Below are 18,036 nucleotides of genomic sequence, written 5' to 3' on the forward strand. Positions count from 1 at the left end.
TTGGTTCCAGCCTAAATAATGCAAAGCATTTTGTAATTATTCTAAATAAGCTGGTTATAGAAAAATATATGAATATTATTAGCTAAGCAGTTTATCTTTGAAAATAATGTTGAGGTACAATACTATGGACAAATATACAAGTGAAGAATTAGAAGAAGCTCTACAAATTGTTTCTTCAGCTATCAGTAGATGTGAAAAAATACAGCCTAAATTTGTTGAGGGTACCTCTCAGTACACACTTCTTAAGAACAGGATAAATGCATTGTGTATTTCAAAATCATTGATAACAGATGACAATGTTATGGACAAATATACAATAGAAGAATTGATAGAAGCACTACGACCTGTATGTTCAATTATCAGCAAATGTGAAAAAGCACAGCTAAAATTTGCAGAGGGTACCTCTCATCACACCCGCTTCAAGAACATGATAAAAGCAATGTATATTTCAAAAACATTCATAACAGATGAAATTAGTAAAAGAGGTTGCAATAACAATCGTGTAAAGTTATTTACCAATGAATTATGATATTCGAGGAGTGGGTAATGGAAACAACCTGTTTCCCACGGGGAGGTAAGGATAGGAAATGAATATGAAGAACGAGCGGACACCGTCTAAAACATTGGATCACGGACCTTTCTACCACGGCACAAAAGCCGACCTGAAGGAGAGAGACATGCTGGAACCTGGCAATAGCTCTAATTATGGCGAGAGAAAGAAGGCCAACTACGTCTATCTGACTGCGACATTGGATGCGGCAACGTGGGGAGCGGAACTGGCAGTGGGCGACGGACCCGGTCGAATCTATCGGGTAGAGCCCACAGGTCCCATCGAGGATGATCCTAATCTGACGGACAAGAAGTTTCCGGGGAATCCAACGAGGTCCTATCGAACCCAACACCCACTACGAGTAATGGGCGAGGTTTTGGACTGGAAGGGGCACTCTACGGAGGAGCTCAAAAACATGCGAGATCACCTTGACAAGCTTAAACGGCTCGGAATCGAGGCAATCAACGATTGACTGCGTGATACTAACCTTTCTTTTTCCTTTCAGAGTAACATAATAAAAAAACGAGCTCCTTAATTTTTAATCAGGAACTCGTTTTCACTCACTTAAGGTTTGGCTATATGAAATTAGCATCATTTTTCATCACGCCCCTTTTTAGGAGATTTTTTTGAGGACATTCTTTGACTCAGAAGCTTTTAAAGATTCAAGCCCAACTGAAGCGAGAATTTCTTCAATTATATTAATTTGTTTCTTGTTCAAATGCACACCCCCTTCATAAAACCTAATGATACCATAGAATATAAAACCTGACAAGATAAATTTATTCGCTAGACAAGTTAAATAAGCGTTAAATGAAATTGATTGCAAGGGCCGCGCCATCCTGGCGCAAAAAAAGTGACCTCCAGCTCCCCAATTTTGGAAGGAGATTTTGATAGGTTATACTCAAGCCTTCACCATCCGAAGCCCGTCTACGTATCCTGTAATTAAAGCTACCAAAAAGGCGAGAATCAAAATGGCAGCTCAAATTCGTCAGCGCTGACGAATTTAACCTACTACCAGGCTCTCCTCCTTCTGTGGATTATATAACCGTCATAAAAACCGGCAAACCAAAAAGTGTGGCCAGACTTGATCCGGCGGTGAAGGAAAAATGCAATAAAGACGCGAGCCGGCTTGCAAAGGTGAGTTAAAGGAGTTTTATAACCTAAGGTTGACAGACAGCCTGTATAAGTGCCAAAATAGACCAGGTAAGAAAAAAGGGAATACATAGATCAAGATCACAGATAAGGAGACCATATGGCAACCATTCAATTTATTCTTCAATCCATTATTTTAGGCATCGTGGAAGGGATCACGGAGTTCCTGCCGGTCTCATCGACAGGCCATTTGATTATTTTTCAAAATTTAATCAACTTTCAGGGTACCAATCCGCATTATGTGGAAATGTATACGTATGTCATTCAGCTTGGAGCGATTTTGGCGGTCATTGTACTCTATTGGAAGAAGATCAAACAGACGTTGGTGGATTTCTTCCCGTCAAGGGTCGGCTACCAGGAATCCGGACTGAAATTCTGGCTGATGATTGTGCTGGCGTGCATTCCGGGCGCCACGATCGGGATTCTGTTTGACAATACCGCGGAAAAATACCTGTTTTCCCCGATTCCCGTGGCGATAACGCTTTTCCTCGGCGCAATCTTAATGATCTACGCCGAGAATAAGCTTAGAACAAAGGCACCGGTTGGACGGGACCGGGACTTGAATGTTTCTCCAAGACAGGCGGTTATGATCGGCTTATTTCAATGTTTGGCCGTTATTCCGGGGATGTCCCGTTCAGCATCGACGATTATCGGCGGGTGGGTAGCCGGGCTGCCGACGGTGGCCGCCACGGAATTTTCATTCTTCCTGGCGATTCCGGTGATGATTGGGATGAGTCTGCTGAAGGTTGTTAAGATTGGCGGTCTCGCTATTCTGACTTCACAGGAAATATTGTCTTTGGCTGTCGGCTTCATTGTATCCTTCCTTGTTGCAGTCATCGTCATCCAGAAATTTATTTCATATTTACAAAGAAAACCGATGCGGATTTTTGCAATCTACAGAATGATATTTGCCGTGTTCGTGCTGGCAGCTGGATTAGCCGGTTTATTCTAAATCAGCTTGTTTTATCCGAAGATCATCCTGAAATCTATCAGACAACCAAATATCCGGCCAGTATTTTGGGGATATTCATCATCGAACATTCAAGTTGTTTCCGGGTATTTTTTGTGCTAGAATAAATAGGAATTGGAAAATTAAAGCTGATGATCAACCCAGTATGTTAATGGGTCATACAGAGAGGGGAACTGCGTACACGTGTGTACAAAGCTGGAAGTTCTCTTGATAGTTAACAGAAACCCAGTTGTGAAGTGAGATGAATAATCCTACGGCTGTCTCACCGTTATCTGAGCTTGAAGCGGCGTATTCGCAATTAAGGTGGTACCGCGGAAGATATACTTCTTTCGTCCTTAGATGGACAAAGAAGTATTTATTTTTTTGCGGAAAGTTTTTTCACTGAACAATAATATTTACGCGTAGACTGATTTGTAATTCCGCTAGAATCAGTTTACTGAAGGATCAGCAAATAGTTGGCAAAATACGATTGAAAAAATGATGAATAGGATGGGGTGTATTAACATGCAGACAATCGGATTTATTGGAACAGGAAATCTGGCTTCGTCCGTGATTAAGGGGTTATCTCAGCAGGACACGGATTTCCGGATCATGGCCTATGATGTATTTCAGGAGAAAGCGGAACTCCTGGCCCAAACGTATGGTGTTGCGAGCGCTTCTTTTGCAGAAACTATTCAGGGATCAGATGTTATATTTCTGGCGGTAAAGCCTAAAGATATCAAAGGTCTTCTTGACCAGCTCGCTCAGTTCAATCTTACAGGAAAGCTTATTATTACGGTAGTAGCAGGAATAGGGCTGTCTGTTTACGAGCAGGCGCTTCCGGGCATTGCCGTGATCAGGGTCATGCCCAACACGTCCAGTGCGGTTCTGCAGGCTGTATCCGGATTGGCCAGAGGACGCTGTGTCACGGACGGACAGGCGAAAACGGCTGAGGCTATCTTTGCTGTTTTGGGAAAATTCCTGTGGATTGACGATAGCAAAATGAATGCATTGACTGCCGTCAGCGGCAGTGGCCCGGCCTATTTCTATTTCTTAACGGAACTGATGGCTCTGGCCGGTGAAAAGCTTGGCCTGACGAGGGACGAAGCTGAATTTCTGGCTGCAGAAACCATGGTTGGCGCAGGGAAAATGCTTGCGGAGAGCGGCAAAACCTCGCTGGAATTAAGAGAAGCTGTTACATCGCCGAACGGAACAACCTACGCGGCGCTGGAGAGCTTCCGGCAAGACGGGCTGGCAGATATCGTCTATCAGGCTATGGAGGCGTGTGCTAAACGGGCTGAGGAGATGGAAGGAGAGTATGTTTGAATGAATACCCTGAAAAGGGCGGTTTTAAAAATAGGCAGCAACAGCTTAAGCCTCGCGGAAGGCGGCATTGATGAAACGGTCATCGATCAACTGGCCGGGGTCATTGCTGAACTGAAAAAGCAGGGAACAGACTGCATCCTGGTTACCTCCGGCGCTGTTGCTGCCGGGATGGCCAAGATGAAGCTGAAGGAACGTCCGAAGGATATTGTCGGCAAGCAGGCCACGGCGGCTGTTGGGCAGGGATTATTGATTGAAAGGTATTCGTACTATTTTGAGAAATATGGCATGAGCTGTGCCCAGGTCCTTCTTTCCCGGATCGACTTGGTTGAAGCCGAACATTACCGGAATGCCAAGAATACCTTGGAAAAACTGCTGAACTTCGGAGTTGTTCCGATCATCAATGAAAATGATACCGTGGTCTTCGAAGAATTATGTTTCGGGGATAATGACAGGTTATCCGCGCTGGTGGCAGGAATGATCAACGCAGATCTATTGGTCCTTCTTACGGACGTCGACGGTTTGTTTACAGCCAATCCAGTGAATAACCGGGAGGCTGTACTGATTCCGAAAGTAGAGAATGTGGCAGAGGCTAAAAATCTGGCCGACGGCACAGGGTCTGCGGTTGGGACCGGAGGCATGGTCACCAAATTAAAGGCTGCTGAAATGGCAACACGGTTCGGGACGCCGACCTTTCTAATGAATGCGTCAAGAATTGCCCAGATCAAAGACATTGTCGAAGGAAACTACCCATTAGGGACCTATTTCCCACCGTTGAAGCATAAGCTTAATGGAAAAAAACGCTGGATGGCTTATGCAGCGTTATCGATGGGCACGGTTATTATTGATGCTGGTGCCGAAAAGGCCCTGCTTCATGACGGCAAGAGCCTGCTCGCTTCCGGAGTAACCGGGATCGAAGGATTTTGGGAGCGCAAAGATCTGATTAAAATTGTGAATAACCGCGGAGAAGAAATTGCCCGTGGTATTACCGAATTCAGCAGTGAAGAAACTGAAAAAGTCAAAGGATTCCACTCCGAGGAGATACGCAGACTGATTCCGGAAATTAAAGCAGAGGAACTGGTTCACAGGGATAACCTGACGATTACGCAGGAATACTGATCAAGAAAGTCAAATGATTCATTGGGCGTCGGCAAAAGAATAATCTTGGATAGCAATGTAATTAAATATATGAGATATTGAATAAAAGAGATATTGAATAGAATGTACGGGAGATTGACAGGAGGTTGTTGAATCATGGATTTTGCTGAAGATCTTATCATGATTGGCCAACGGGCCAAAAATGCGGCACGCAAATTAGCTTTTACGGGTACGGAGACAAAAAATAAAGCACTGTTGGCAATGGCCCAGGCACTTCTTGACAATCAGGACGCAATTCTGGAAGCCAATGTGCTGGATATTACGGCAGCGGAGGAAAAGGGCCTCAAGAAAAGCTTAATCAACCGTCTCCGCCTTACCAGCGCCGGGATTGCAGATATCAGCAATGCGATCAAGGAAGTGGTCGGGCTGCCCGATCCTGTCGGCGGCGGAGAACTGTGGAAAAGGCCAAACGGTCTGGTTATTCAGAAGACGATGGTTCCGCTCGGTGTCGTGGCGATGATTTATGAAGCCCGGCCGAATGTGACGGTGGACGCAGCGGTGCTGTGTTTAAAATCCGGCAATGCCTGCATCTTACGCGGAGGCTCGGAAGCGATTGAAAGCAATAAAGTACTGGCCAGGGTGATCGCTGAAGCCGCTGAACAGAATGGAATTCCGGAAGGTGCGATTCAGCTTATACCGAAGACGGATAGAGCGTATGCCCTACAGCTGATGCGCATGAATAAATATATCGATGTGATCATTCCGCGGGGCGGGGCGGGACTGATCCGGACAGTGGTTGAAAATTCCACCGTTCCGGTGATTGAGACCGGTACAGGGGTCTGTCATGCTTATGTTGATCTCGATGCTGATTATGAAAAGGCAGTATCGGTAGTCTTTAACGCCAAAACCCAGAAACCCGGCGTCTGCAATGCGCTGGAAACCTTGCTCGTTCATGAGGCGGTGGCGGAAGAGTACCTGCCGATGATTGGAAAAAAGTTTAAAGCGTACGGTGTTGAGATCCGCGGCTGTGATAGAGTCAGAAAGATTTTGGATTATGCTGTTCCGGCAACGGAAGAAGATTGGTCGACGGAGTACCTTGATTTGATCATCAGCGTTAAGGTTGTCAACAGTATTGACGAAGCGCTGGATCATATTTATACGTATAGCACGAAGCATTCTGAGACGATCATTACCGAAAACTACACGGCCTCTCAGCGTTTTTTAAATGAAATCGATGCGGCTGCGGTTTATGTCAATGCTTCAACGCGTTTTACCGATGGCGGAAGGTTCGGTTTTGGCGCTGAAATTGGCATTAGCACGCAAAAGCTGCATGCTCGCGGTCCGATGGCTTTGCCGGAACTGACGACCATCAAATATATTGTTTATGGAAACGGCCATATTGTGGAATAGCATCCATGACGCAGACCAAATTTAGGGGAATATATATAGATACTCCAAGTTCTGGTATGAATGCTTATAGGTTTCTTCGTGTATCTTTGTGTTGCGGTCAAATCTAGCGGGTGCTATAATTTTTCAAGGGATATCTTATATTTATTCTGATGGATATTTAGGATTATGAAATAAATATTGACGGTTGTTTTTTACATATTTGTGTTATCGCTGCATACTTTTTACTGTACCGGGACGGCTTTGGGAGATTTCTTTTTACCCGTTTTGATGATCCGTACGTAAAAGGTATGAGACCTTGAACGATTCCATTGGAGGGTCAGCACAGTTTGTGTTATACCATAGATAAGTTTCAATGACAGGGGGGCGATATTTTTTGTTTTTGGGTTTGTGATTGTTGGGACAAAGGCCAAAAAGTAACGAAGTTTTTTGGTATATCAAAAAAGTTTAGTGTTTTTTGATATATTAAGAAATGTAGGGAGGAATTCTTTTTTTTTGGACACTGATTGCGAATTTGAACACGAATAGGTACCTAAGGAGGTAAACAATGAGCAACAAAGTTGAGAATTGTCAATGTTGCTGTAGCGAAGAAGCTGACCAACAAAAATTGGACATGATTGCTGAAGTATTAGAAAAATACAAGAATAGAGAAGGAAGCCTGATTCAAGTTCTTCATATGGCTCAGAATATTTATGGATATTTGCCTCTGAAAATCCAGAGATTTATTGCAGAAAGCATGAACATGCCTTTGTCGGAGGTATCGGGCGTTGTTACTTTTTACTCTTTCTTTTCGACTCAGCCCAGAGGAAAGCACATTATCCGTGTTTGCCTTGGTACGGCTTGCTACGTAAGGGGTGGCAAGAAAATTATCGACCGTCTGGAACAGATCCTGGACATAGAAGTTGGCGGAACAACGAAAGACAGGCTCTTCACTTTTGAGGTAGCCCGTTGTATCGGTGCCTGTGGACTAGCTCCGGCGATGATGATCGACGATGTCGTGTATAAGCAGGTTAACCCGGATAAGCTTGATAGTATCCTGAATAAATATAGAAATTAGGGTAGGGCTGGAGGTGAAATAAAGCGCATGAAAATCAATCGTGTTGCTGATTTGGATCAAATTAAAAAGGAATACAGTGAAAAACTGTCCAAGTATAATTATCAAATCCTTGTATGCGGAGGCGCAGGTTGTGTATCCTCCAACTGTGGTGAAGTATCCGCTGCGCTTGTGAAATATCTGGAAGAATACGAGCTTCAGGACAAGGTTGCAGTTAGTGAGACAGGCTGTATGGGAACTTGTGCTGTCGGTCCTGTCCTTCTTATTCTGCCTGATGAGACTTTTTATACGGATGTTAATCCCGAAAAAATGGCCGAGATCGTAAAATCCCACATTATCAACGGTACGGTGCTGGAAAAGTATACATTCTACGATCAGACGCTTGGCAAACACGTTCCAAATATTAAGGATATTGATTTTTTCAAAGACCAGGTCAAAATTGCGCTCAGAAATTGCGGACAGATCGAATACGCTTCGATTGACGCTTATATAGCCAAAGACGGTTATTATGCGATTGCCAAAGCTGTAGCTGGCATGAAGCAGCAGGATGTTGTCGATGAAGTTAAAAAGTCCGGCATCAGAGGCCGCGGCGGTGCCGGGTTCCCTACAGGCATCAAATGGGAAGCTGGAATGAAATCAACGAGCGATCAAAAATTCATGGTCTGCAATGCTGACGAAGGAGACCCTGGTGCGTTCATGGACAGAAGCGTCATCGAAGGTGACCCGCACAGTGTCATTGAAGGGATGATGCTCGGTGGTTATGCGATTGGTGCAAGCATGGGCTATGTCTATATCCGGGCGGAGTATCCGATTGCCGTTGAACGTCTGGGTGCCGCGATTGAAGAAGCCCGCGAGTGCGGCCTGCTCGGAGCGAAACTGTTTGGTTCGGATTTTGAGTTTAACCTGGAAATCCGGATTGGCGCAGGCGCTTTTGTCTGCGGTGAAGAAACATCCTTGATGGCTTCGATCGAAGGCAAACGCGGAGAACCCAAACAAAAACCACCGTTCCCGTTCGAACGCGGCTTGTTTGGCAAACCGACCATTATCAACAACGTAGAAACCCTTGCCTGCATTCCTCCGATTATTCTGAAGGGTTCGCACTGGTATTCGCAGTTTGGCACTGAAAAGAGCAAAGGCACCAAGGTCTTCGCACTGGCCGGAGATATCGTCAATACCGGTATCGTCGAAGTCCCGATGGGCATGAGCCTTGGCAATATTTTGTTCAATATTGGCGGGGGCATTCCCGGAGGTAAAAACTTCAAGGCTGCCCAAGCCGGCGGCCCTTCAGGCGGCTGTATCACGAAGGAATATCTGAATACGCCGATGGATTATGAAAATATCTGCAAAATCGGTGCCATTATGGGATCCGGCGGACTGGTCGTCATGAATGAGGATACCTGTATGGTCGATACCGCCAGGTACTTCATGGATTTCATCCAGGATGAGTCCTGCGGAAAATGCGTTCCTTGCCGTGTGGGAACCAAGAGAATGCTCGAGATCCTGGAACGCATTACTAAGGGAGAAGGCCAGGAAGGCGATATTGAACTTCTCGAAGAGCTCGGCGCTCAGATCAAAGAAACCGCCATGTGCGGCTTGGGTCAGACGGCTCCCAATCCGGTCTTAAGTACCATCCGGTATTTCCGTGACGAATACGAAGAGCATATCAAGAACAAATACTGCCGCGCCGGCGTATGTTCGGATTTGTTCCTTTCGCCGTGTGAGAATGCCTGTCCGGCAAGCGTCAATGTACCTGGATATATGGGCTTGATCTCGGCAGGAAGATATATCGATGCTTACAACCTTATCAGACAGGAAAATCCGTTTCCGGCTATTTGCGGAAGAATTTGCACGCACCCGTGCGAAAGCAAATGCCGCAGGGCGCAGCTGGACGAAGCGATCTCGATTTCCGATCTGAAACGGTTCGTGGCGGATTATGCGTTCAAGCATGAAGAAGAATCCACGAAAGACATTGTCTTCCCGAAAAACGGCAAGAGCGTCGGCATTATCGGCGCAGGTCCTTCAGGCTTGACTTGCGGCTATTACCTGGCAAGACTCGGCTATGAGGTTGATGTTTATGAAGCAGCGCCTGTGGCCGGAGGCCTACTTGCATTTGGTATTCCGGAATACAGGCTGCCCAAAGACGTGCTCAAGCATGAAATCAAACTGATTGAGCAAGTCGGCGTCAAGATCCATCTGAATACCGAAGTAGGCAATGACGTCAGCTTCGCCGGGCTGCGCAAAAAACATCATTCCATTTATATTGCAACAGGAACCCAGCTGTCCAACAAGATCAATATCCCAGGCGAAGACCTCGAGGGGGTTGTTCACGGCTTGAATTTCCTGCGCAATGTGAACCTCGGACAGGATGTGAAGATCGGTGAAACCGTAGCGATTATCGGCGGCGGCAATACTGCGATTGATGCAGCCAGAACGGCTTTAAGATTAGGCGCTAAGAAGGTCAATGTTTTGTATAGAAGAACTATTCAAGATATGCCTGCTGATGCCAGAGAAATCTGCGATATGATTGAAGAAGGCATTGAAATTATTCCGCTGGTTGCCCCGACCCGTTTTATTGGCAAAGACAAAATCGAAGCAATTGAATGCGTCAGAATGAAGGTGAGCGGCTTTGATTCTGCCGGCAGAAGAAAACCAAAAATTGAAGAAGGATCCAATTTCACCCTGAAGGTCGATATGGTCATCCCGGCGGTCAGCCAGTCTTCGGATCTGCCGTTTGTCGGAATGGATGATGTTGAATTAACAGACTGGGGAACTTTTATTACGGATAAAGACACCTTGATGACCACGATGGATGGCGTATTTGCCGGCGGTGACGTTGCCAGAGGTTCCGATGTCGCGATCACGGCAATTGCGGACGGTAAGAAGGCGGCATCTTCCATTGACCTCTACCTGGGCGGCAAAGGCGTGCTGAATAAAGGCGAAAAGATCGAAATTCCTGCGCCGGCAGATCAGGACGAACTCGTTGAGCATGCCAGATTCCCAATGGAAGTTCTTGACCCTGAAAAGAGAAAAGACTGCTTCTGCGAGGTGGCTCAAGGGTACCACAAGCTCAATGCAATTGCAGAATCTATGCGCTGTTTACGCTGTGACAGGAGGTAGGGTAAAGGCATGGTAAATTTAAGAATTAATAACAAAAGTGTTTCCGCTTTGGAGGGCGCGACTATCCTGGAAGCCGCGAAACAGAACAATATTCATATTCCTAACTTGTGCTATTTGGAAGGCGTTCATAAGTTTGGTTCCTGCAGACTGTGCGTTGTTGAAGTCGAAGGGGCCAAGAGCCTTCAGCCTTCCTGCATGGTTACGGTCAGAGAAGGAATGGTTGTCAAAACCAACACCGAAAAAGTCCGTAAGGCCCGAAAAGTCCTTTATGAACTGATTCTGTCCGACCATCCGAAAGACTGCCTAAACTGCGAACGCAATCAAAGCTGCGAGCTGCAGGAAATGGGTAATATGCTCGGCGTCAGTGAAGCCCGTTTTGAAGGAAAACGTTCAGCCGGCTGCATCGACAAATCCCCTTCCATTACCCGGGATATGTCCAAATGCATTCTTTGCCGCAGATGTATCACTGTCTGCAACGAAATTCAGCAGGTTGGTATTCTGAATGCACAAAACCGCGGATTTAAGACGGTTGTCGGTCCGGCTATGGATCTGCCAATTAATTCCGTAAACTGTGCTTACTGCGGACAGTGTACGGTGGTCTGCCCGGTAGGCGCGCTGAAGGAAACCGATGCGATCCAGGATGTCTGGCAGGCGATCAATGATTCCAATAAACGCGTTGTTGTTCAGGTTGCCCCTGCGATTAGGGCTGCAATCGGTGAAGAGTTCGGGCTGGAACCTGGAACACTCGTTACCGGCAAACTCGCTTCTGCTTTGAGAGAACTTGGCTTCGACGATGTGTTCGACACCAACTTTACGGCTGACCTGACCATTATGGAAGAAGGCACCGAATTCTTGACCAGGGTGAAAAATGCGCTGACCGGCGGCCAGGCTACCCTGCCGATGATTACAAGCTGCAGCCCGGGCTGGATCAAATATGTTGAGCATGCCTATCCGGAAGAACTTGACCATCTCTCGACCTGTAAATCCCCGCATACCATGCTTGGGGCACTGGCGAAGTCCTATTATGCCGACAAGATCGAAGTGGATCCGAAGGACATGTATGTTGTATCGATCATGCCCTGTACGGCCAAGAAGTTCGAAATTTCCAGACCGGAAATGCAGAACAATGGCGTACCGAATGTCGATGCCGTACTGACGACCAGAGAACTTGCCAAGATGATTAAGGAAGCCGGCATTGATTTTGTAAACCTCAAAGACAGCAAATTTGACAATCCGCTGGGTCTTTCCTCCGGTGCTGCCGATATCTTCGGTGTTACCGGCGGTGTTATGGAAGCTGCCCTGCGTACGGTTTACGAAGTGGTTACGGGACGGGAACTGCCGTTTGATAAGCTCCATGTTACTCCGATCGTTGGCCTGGAACAGATTAAGACAGCGGATGTGATCATCGAGAATCCTGTTGAGGCTTATAAGTTCCTCGATGGAGTTACGGTAAAAGTTGCTGTAACCAGTGGTCTGGCAGGAGCGAAGATCCTTCTGGACCAAATTGCCAAAGGTGAATCCCCCTATCACTTTATCGAAGTGATGGGATGCCCCGGCGGCTGCATCAGCGGCGGCGGCCAGCCCAGACCGACCACACCGGAGATTCGTCAGAAACGTCTCCAGGCTATTTATAAGGAAGATGAAGGCAAACAGCTCAGGAAATCTCATGAGAATGAGGATGTCATGAAACTGTATGCCGAGTTCCTGAAAGAACCCAATGGCCATAAGTCGCATGAACTGCTGCACACGTATTATACGCAGCGCGGCAAATTTAACGAATATCTCTGCAAGTCGTAATCTTGCTATCACAACCAGATTTCTCAATATTTTTACTGATTTCTTCAAATTATTGCATTCTTGCACAAAATTATTTCGTGCGAGGATGCAACTTCCCTAGAAAACACCTCGTCAAGAAAGAGCCTAATGCGTAGAATGCTTAGGCTCTTTCTTTTTCTTTCCGAATGTTGTAGTATTAATTCCCAAGGAAACAGTGCAGCTTTAATTCGAGCTAAGGGTAGGTACACCACTTGATGCAAATCAATCAGGAAAAAACGGAAAAAAGGTTTGACCGGCATGGAAATCCACATAACCGGACAAAGCTTCTGAATATACTCAGAGGGGCGGTTTTCCCATCAGCTGTGATTGTAGTTTGGGAATTAGCGGCACGCAGCAGTCTGGTTAATACCTACATCTTGCCTCCGCCAAGTGAGATTTTAAAAACATTTCTGCATATGCTTGCAACCGGGATTTGGGAAGAACATCTGCTGGCAAGTTTGCGGAGATTGGTGTACGGGTTCTTTTTGACGGTTGTTTTTGCAGTTCCGATGGGTATTCTGGTAGGCAAAGTCAGAGGGTTCAGGCATTGGGTGAATCCTACGTTGCATTTTTTGCAGCAGATCCCGCCAATCGCTTGGATCCCGATTTTTATGCTTCTGCTCGGGATTGATGAAGCCTCCAAAGTTGCTGTGATTGTGTATGCCTCATTTTTTCCGGTTTTCCTGAATACGGTGCAGGGCGTCACCAGTGTAGATCCGAAGCTGATTGAAGTTGGCCATGCCTATATGCTTTCTCCGTGGGAAATGGTCAAAAAGGTGTATATTCCTTCGGCGGCTATGTCGATTTTTGTGGGTCTGAGGCTGGGGTTAAGTAATTGCTGGCGGGCATTGGTCGGAGCTGAACTGCTGGGTGCATCCTCAGGGATAGGCTATCTGATTATTGAAGGCAGGCAATTAGCTCAGTCCGATAAGATATTTGTCGCGATGTTTACCATCGGAGCTGCCGGGATGCTGATCGACTTTTTCCTCAGAAAGATTGAAAATAAACTGATGCCGTGGAAAAAGATGTATCAGGCAGGTGAGCGCAAATGAATAAGGTTTTAGTCGAAGTCCGTGATGTCGGTAAGGTTTTCCACAGCGACTGGGGAAGTATTGAAGCCCTGAAAGAAGTCAATTTCCGGTGCAACCAATCAGAATTTGTCAGTATTGTCGGAGCCAGCGGGTGCGGCAAAACTACGTTACTCCGGATTATTGCAGGCTTGGAACCCCCGAGCAGCGGAGAAGTGCTGATTGATGGAGAAAACATTGACGGGCCCGGTTATGGGCGTGCCGTCGTATTTCAGGAACCACGGCTCTTTCCGTGGCTGACCGTTGAAAAAAATACCGCGCTGGGTATCCAAGGAGTAGAGAAACAAGACGAAGTTGAGAAAATTGTCGCCAGCTCGCTTCAGTTAGTAGGGTTAATACAGTTCAGCAAAGCGTATCCTTACGAACTGTCCGGCGGAATGGCCCAAAGGGTGTCTTTGGCGCGAGCGCTTACTTTTAAACCGAAAGTATTCTTGATGGATGAGCCGTTTTCGGCCCTTGATGCCCAGACCAGGGCCAGAATGCAGGAAGAAATCATTGATCTTTGGCAGAAAACCGGAAAAACGGTTATCCTTGTCACCCATGATATCGAAGAAGCACTGACTGTCAGTCAAAAAATCATGATTATGTCGCCGTCTCCCGGTACGATCAAAGAGGTACTGGAAGTACCTTTTACTTATCCAAGAAATCCTGATAGGTTAGAATTTATCAACATGAGGAAAGCTATACTAGAGGCCATTCGCTAAGTATTAGTAGGAGGATTATCATGAAGAAGTATCTTAAAATTTGTATTACTGTATTATTATCATTATTGCTGCTGATTTCGGTGACAGGCTGTCAGCCGAATACGGCCAAACAGCAGGAAAAACCAAAAATTATTAATATATCGTATTCGACGAAGCCTTTGAACGCCCCGGCAATTGTAGCACTGGAGAAAAAGATGTTTGAAGACGAATTTGCGAAGGATGAAATTCAGGTGAAGTGGTACGAGTTGGAAGGTCCGGCAACAACGGAAGCCCTTGCTGGCAAATCGATTGATTTTGCCACATCACTGAATTATGTTTCGGCCATCATTTCGAATGCGAACGGCAACGATATTAAGATTCTTTCAAGCTATTCCAAGTTTCCGAAGGGGATCGGCCTGGTTGCAGCTAAAGGTGGCGAAATTGCATCCGTAGCGGATCTGAAGGGAAAAAAGGTCGCCCTGCAGAAGGGAACGATGCTGCATGAAATGCTGATCAAAGCGCTTGCCGAGGCAGGCATGTCTGCCAATGACGTAGAAATAATCAGCATGGCCTCAGCTGACGCGCTAAACGCGTTGCTGCAAAAACAAGTGGATGCTGCGGTCATCCCCGATCCGCTGCTGACCAAAGGGATTGCTTCCCAAAAAATCACCCTGATTCGGAATGCTGAAGGCCTTATCCTGGGTCAGGCTGTAATCGCCGCGCGAACAGAGTTTATTCAGAAGTACCCTGAAACAACAAAGCGTTTTCTGGAAATTCATCAGCAAATATTGGACTGGATCCAGGAAAATCAGGTTGAGGCTTTGCGAATGACGGCTGACGCCAATGGAATGGAGCTTAAAGCAGTAACTGCTTTATATCCGAAATTTGATTTTACAATGCCGATTGACAGTCAGGACATTGAAAAACTTAAAGAATCGGCTGAATTTCTCAAAGCGAATGGTTTTATCAAGTCCGATGTTGATCCCGACGAGCTGATCAATCATCTGGTTGATACCGGATATCTTCCCAAATAACCTTAGAGAAAAGACCCAATGTAAAAATAAGGATGATATTTCAAACAGAAGAGTGGTAAAACGTGATAAGAGCTGTAAAAATTCTGATCAACGGCATTGTTCAGGGTGTCGGCTTCAGGCCGTTTATTTTTAAACTTGCCCGGGAGCTGGACATTAAAGGCTGGGTAAACAATTTCAGCGGCGGAGTCGAGATTCAGGCTGAAGGGGAACGGGTGGAAGACTTTATTCGCAGAATCAGAGCAGACCAGCCGGATTTGGCTGTGATCGTTTCGCTGGAGATAACAGAGATCCCGGTTCAGCATTACCGGGAGTTCACGATCACAGAAAGCAGGGAGTCCGAAGACAAGGATGTTTTGATCTCCCCGGATGTTGCAGTATGCAGGGATTGCCTGCAGGAGATGTTTCACAGTAAGGACCGGCGCTACCTCTATCCGTTTATTAATTGTACCAATTGCGGTCCGCGCTACACAATTATTAAGGATCGGCCTTATGACCGCGAGAAAACGACCATGGCAGGTTTTCAGATGTGCCCGGAATGCCATCAGGAATATCAGGATCCGCTGGACAGGCGGTTTCATGCTCAGCCGACTGCTTGTGCGGTCTGCGGGCCAGCACTTAAACTACTGGATTGTACAGGCAATGAAATTAGCGGCAACGGGATCGGCATTAACTTGCTGCAGGAAGGCGCGATTCTGGCCGTCAAAGGTCTTGGCGGCTTTCATCTTGTCTGTGATGCCTGCAATGATGAGGCGGTCAGCAGATTGCGCCGGGTCAAAGAGCGCGGAGCAAAACCATTTGCTGTCATGGCCAGGAATATTGAAACCGCCCTCAAAGAGGTGTCCATAACGGAGCTCGAAAGATCGACGCTTGCCGGTCCCTCTGCACCAATTGTCCTGCTGCCGCGAAAGAAGAATAGGAATAGCCGGATTTCTCCGCAAACGGCACCCGGCCTTCAATCACTTGGCATCATGCTACCGTATACACCGGTTCATCATCTGCTCTTTCAGGGGACCTATGATTATCTCGTGATGACCAGCGCAAACCTGAGTGGACAGCCTTTAATCTATGACAATCAGGAAGCGTTGGCAGGACTAAGCGGAATTGCAGATTATTTTCTTCTAAACAACAGAGATATTTATCATCCGTGTGATGACTCAGTCATGCAGATGATCGGGGATCGAATGATCTTTATCCGTAGGGCCAGGGGCTATGTGCCGCTGCCGCTATTTTTAAAACAGGAGATCAAAACAACGATTGTCGGTCTGGGCGGAGAAATGAAAAATGCTTTCTGCCTTGCTTCCGGAAAGATGGCTTTCATGAGCCAGTATATTGGAGATATGCATGGATACGAAAATTTGGAACGATTTGAACAGGAGTTATACTCCTTTCAGAAAGTAACGAGCATCGTTCCGCGAAAAGCTGCTTATGATATGCATCCGGAATATTCGACGACCCGGATTGCCCGGTCGATGGATTGCTCGAAATTTCGCGTTCAGCACCATCATGCCCATCTCGTCAGCGTGATGGCTGAACATGGGATGGATGATCCGATGCTCGGCCTGATTTGCGACGGGACAGGTTATGGCGAGGACGGCAGGATCTGGGGCTTTGAGTATCTTTTCGGAAATCAGGAAGGCTATGAGCGCAAAGCACACCTTGAATACTTGCCCTTGCCCGGCGGCGATGCCGGAGCCAAATATCCGCTCAGGATTGCCTATGCTTACCTGAAGAAACTTATGACGCAAGAAGAATGGCAGCAGACGGAACCGCTTTGGACAAAATTATCTTCTCAGGAAAAGAATATCCTGGATGGCCAGCTTCGAAGCGGATTCCAGCTGTTTGAAACTTCCAGCGCAGGACGCCTCTTTGACGCGGTCAGCGGTATGCTCGGAATTTGTACAGAAGTGACATACGAGGGACAGGCAGCGATCGAACTGGAGAGTGTGGCCGAGAAATGGCTGGAAGACGGAAATACGGGTACACAAAAAAACCGGAACGAATTCCTAGAAATAATGCTGCAAGCTTCAATGAGGGTCAAGGCGTTGGCCGCTCTCTTGGACCAATACGAGAAAACCGGTCAGACAAATGTAGAGGGACGCTTGCGTCTTATTGAGCAATATAACGAAATGGCCGGCAGGACAGATGGAAGTTTCTGTCCGGACTTATATCCGGCTTTATATCCAGCCTGTCTGGAGATTTCAGGTGAACCGCAGCCCGGTGTTCTTCACGTAAAAGTGGGGAGCCTCTTAAAAGAGATCTCCAACGATGTGCTGCTTCAGAAAAATCCTGGGGAAGCTGCGCTTAGATTTCACTATTCTTTAGCGTGTCAGATGCTAGAAACGGCGTTGCTTATTGGTCTTGAAAACAAAAAACTGCCGATTGCAGGCGGTGTTTTTCAAAATAAGCTGTTGACCGAGATTCTACTGTTCTTGGCGGGAGAGATTGGGGTAGAGATCCTTTACCCGCAGAAACTCCCGTCTGGGGACGGCGGTCTTGCCTTCGGTCAGGTGCTGATTGCAAATGAGGCACTTAAGAAGGAACCAGTCAGTAATTAACCCTTATTTTACATCTTAGTCGATATTAGTCGCAAGAAAACGCTTCAAATAGAAATTTGAGGCGTTTTTTTTGCGAACCAAGGAGACTAAAAAGCGGTGACGGCCACAGAGGAACCAAAAATGTTAAGACGTTTGACAAGTATTCGCAAAAAAAGCCCAATTCTGTTAAGTAATTAACAATACTTGATTAATTTCCTATGTCAGTTTAATA

Annotated in this window: 13 protein-coding genes; all 13 read left to right on the plus strand. The window is 46.5% G+C overall.

Annotation, left to right across the window (positions count from 1 at the left end; genetic code table 11):
- The first annotated feature begins 124 nt into the window (after positions 1-124).
- The 13 genes from AB3489_RS06370 (at position 125) to hypF (ending at position 17,825) form a co-directional block, all read left to right on the plus strand.
- Entirely contained in the window at positions 125-529 is a 405-nt protein-coding gene (locus AB3489_RS06370; protein WP_368294381.1) for a hypothetical protein, read from the plus strand.
- A gap of 58 nt (positions 530-587) precedes the next feature.
- The gene (gene arr, locus AB3489_RS06375) at positions 588-1,022 is read left to right on the plus strand and encodes an NAD(+)--rifampin ADP-ribosyltransferase (protein ID WP_368294382.1); all 435 of its coding nucleotides are present in this window, start codon (positions 588-590) and stop codon (positions 1,020-1,022) included.
- A gap of 780 nt (positions 1,023-1,802) precedes the next feature.
- On the plus strand, positions 1,803-2,654 hold the full coding sequence (locus tag AB3489_RS06380) for an undecaprenyl-diphosphate phosphatase (RefSeq protein WP_368294383.1): 852 nt from the start codon (positions 1,803-1,805) through the stop codon (positions 2,652-2,654).
- Between the two features lie 495 nt (positions 2,655-3,149).
- A complete protein-coding gene (gene proC / locus AB3489_RS06385) occupies positions 3,150-3,977 on the plus strand; it encodes a pyrroline-5-carboxylate reductase (RefSeq protein ID WP_368294384.1) in 828 nt (275 codons plus the stop codon).
- Positions 3,978-5,093, plus strand: coding sequence for a glutamate 5-kinase (proB, locus tag AB3489_RS06390; protein WP_368294385.1), 1,116 nt, complete (start codon positions 3,978-3,980; stop codon positions 5,091-5,093).
- Between the two features lie 135 nt (positions 5,094-5,228).
- Entirely contained in the window at positions 5,229-6,482 is a 1,254-nt protein-coding gene (locus AB3489_RS06395) for a glutamate-5-semialdehyde dehydrogenase (protein ID WP_368294386.1), read from the plus strand.
- Positions 6,483-7,026: 544 nt separating this feature from the next.
- The gene (gene nuoE / locus AB3489_RS06400; RefSeq protein ID WP_368294387.1) at positions 7,027-7,536 is read left to right on the plus strand and encodes an NADH-quinone oxidoreductase subunit NuoE; all 510 of its coding nucleotides are present in this window, start codon (positions 7,027-7,029) and stop codon (positions 7,534-7,536) included.
- Between the two features lie 27 nt (positions 7,537-7,563).
- Positions 7,564-10,650, plus strand: coding sequence for an NADH-quinone oxidoreductase subunit NuoF (gene nuoF, locus AB3489_RS06405; protein WP_368294388.1), 3,087 nt, complete (start codon positions 7,564-7,566; stop codon positions 10,648-10,650).
- Between the two features lie 9 nt (positions 10,651-10,659).
- The gene (locus tag AB3489_RS06410; protein ID WP_368294389.1) at positions 10,660-12,447 is read left to right on the plus strand and encodes an NADH-dependent [FeFe] hydrogenase, group A6; all 1,788 of its coding nucleotides are present in this window, start codon (positions 10,660-10,662) and stop codon (positions 12,445-12,447) included.
- Between the two features lie 233 nt (positions 12,448-12,680).
- Positions 12,681-13,517 carry an ABC transporter permease gene (locus tag AB3489_RS06415; RefSeq protein WP_368294599.1) on the plus strand — a complete coding sequence of 279 codons (837 nt, stop codon included), beginning with the start codon at positions 12,681-12,683 and terminating at the stop codon, positions 13,515-13,517.
- A complete protein-coding gene (locus AB3489_RS06420; RefSeq protein ID WP_368294390.1) occupies positions 13,514-14,257 on the plus strand; it encodes an ABC transporter ATP-binding protein in 744 nt (247 codons plus the stop codon). The genes AB3489_RS06415 and AB3489_RS06420 overlap by 4 nt, the downstream gene beginning before the upstream one ends.
- A gap of 20 nt (positions 14,258-14,277) precedes the next feature.
- On the plus strand, positions 14,278-15,270 hold the full coding sequence (locus tag AB3489_RS06425; protein WP_368294391.1) for an ABC transporter substrate-binding protein: 993 nt from the start codon (positions 14,278-14,280) through the stop codon (positions 15,268-15,270).
- A gap of 62 nt (positions 15,271-15,332) precedes the next feature.
- Positions 15,333-17,825 carry a carbamoyltransferase HypF gene (gene hypF, locus AB3489_RS06430; RefSeq protein WP_368294392.1) on the plus strand — a complete coding sequence of 831 codons (2,493 nt, stop codon included), beginning with the start codon at positions 15,333-15,335 and terminating at the stop codon, positions 17,823-17,825.
- Positions 17,826-18,036: the final 211 nt, after the last annotated feature.

It is taken from the genome of Dehalobacter sp. TBBPA1, from assembly GCF_040931655.1.
Classification (GTDB): Bacteria; Bacillota; Desulfitobacteriia; order Desulfitobacteriales; family Syntrophobotulaceae; genus Dehalobacter; species Dehalobacter restrictus.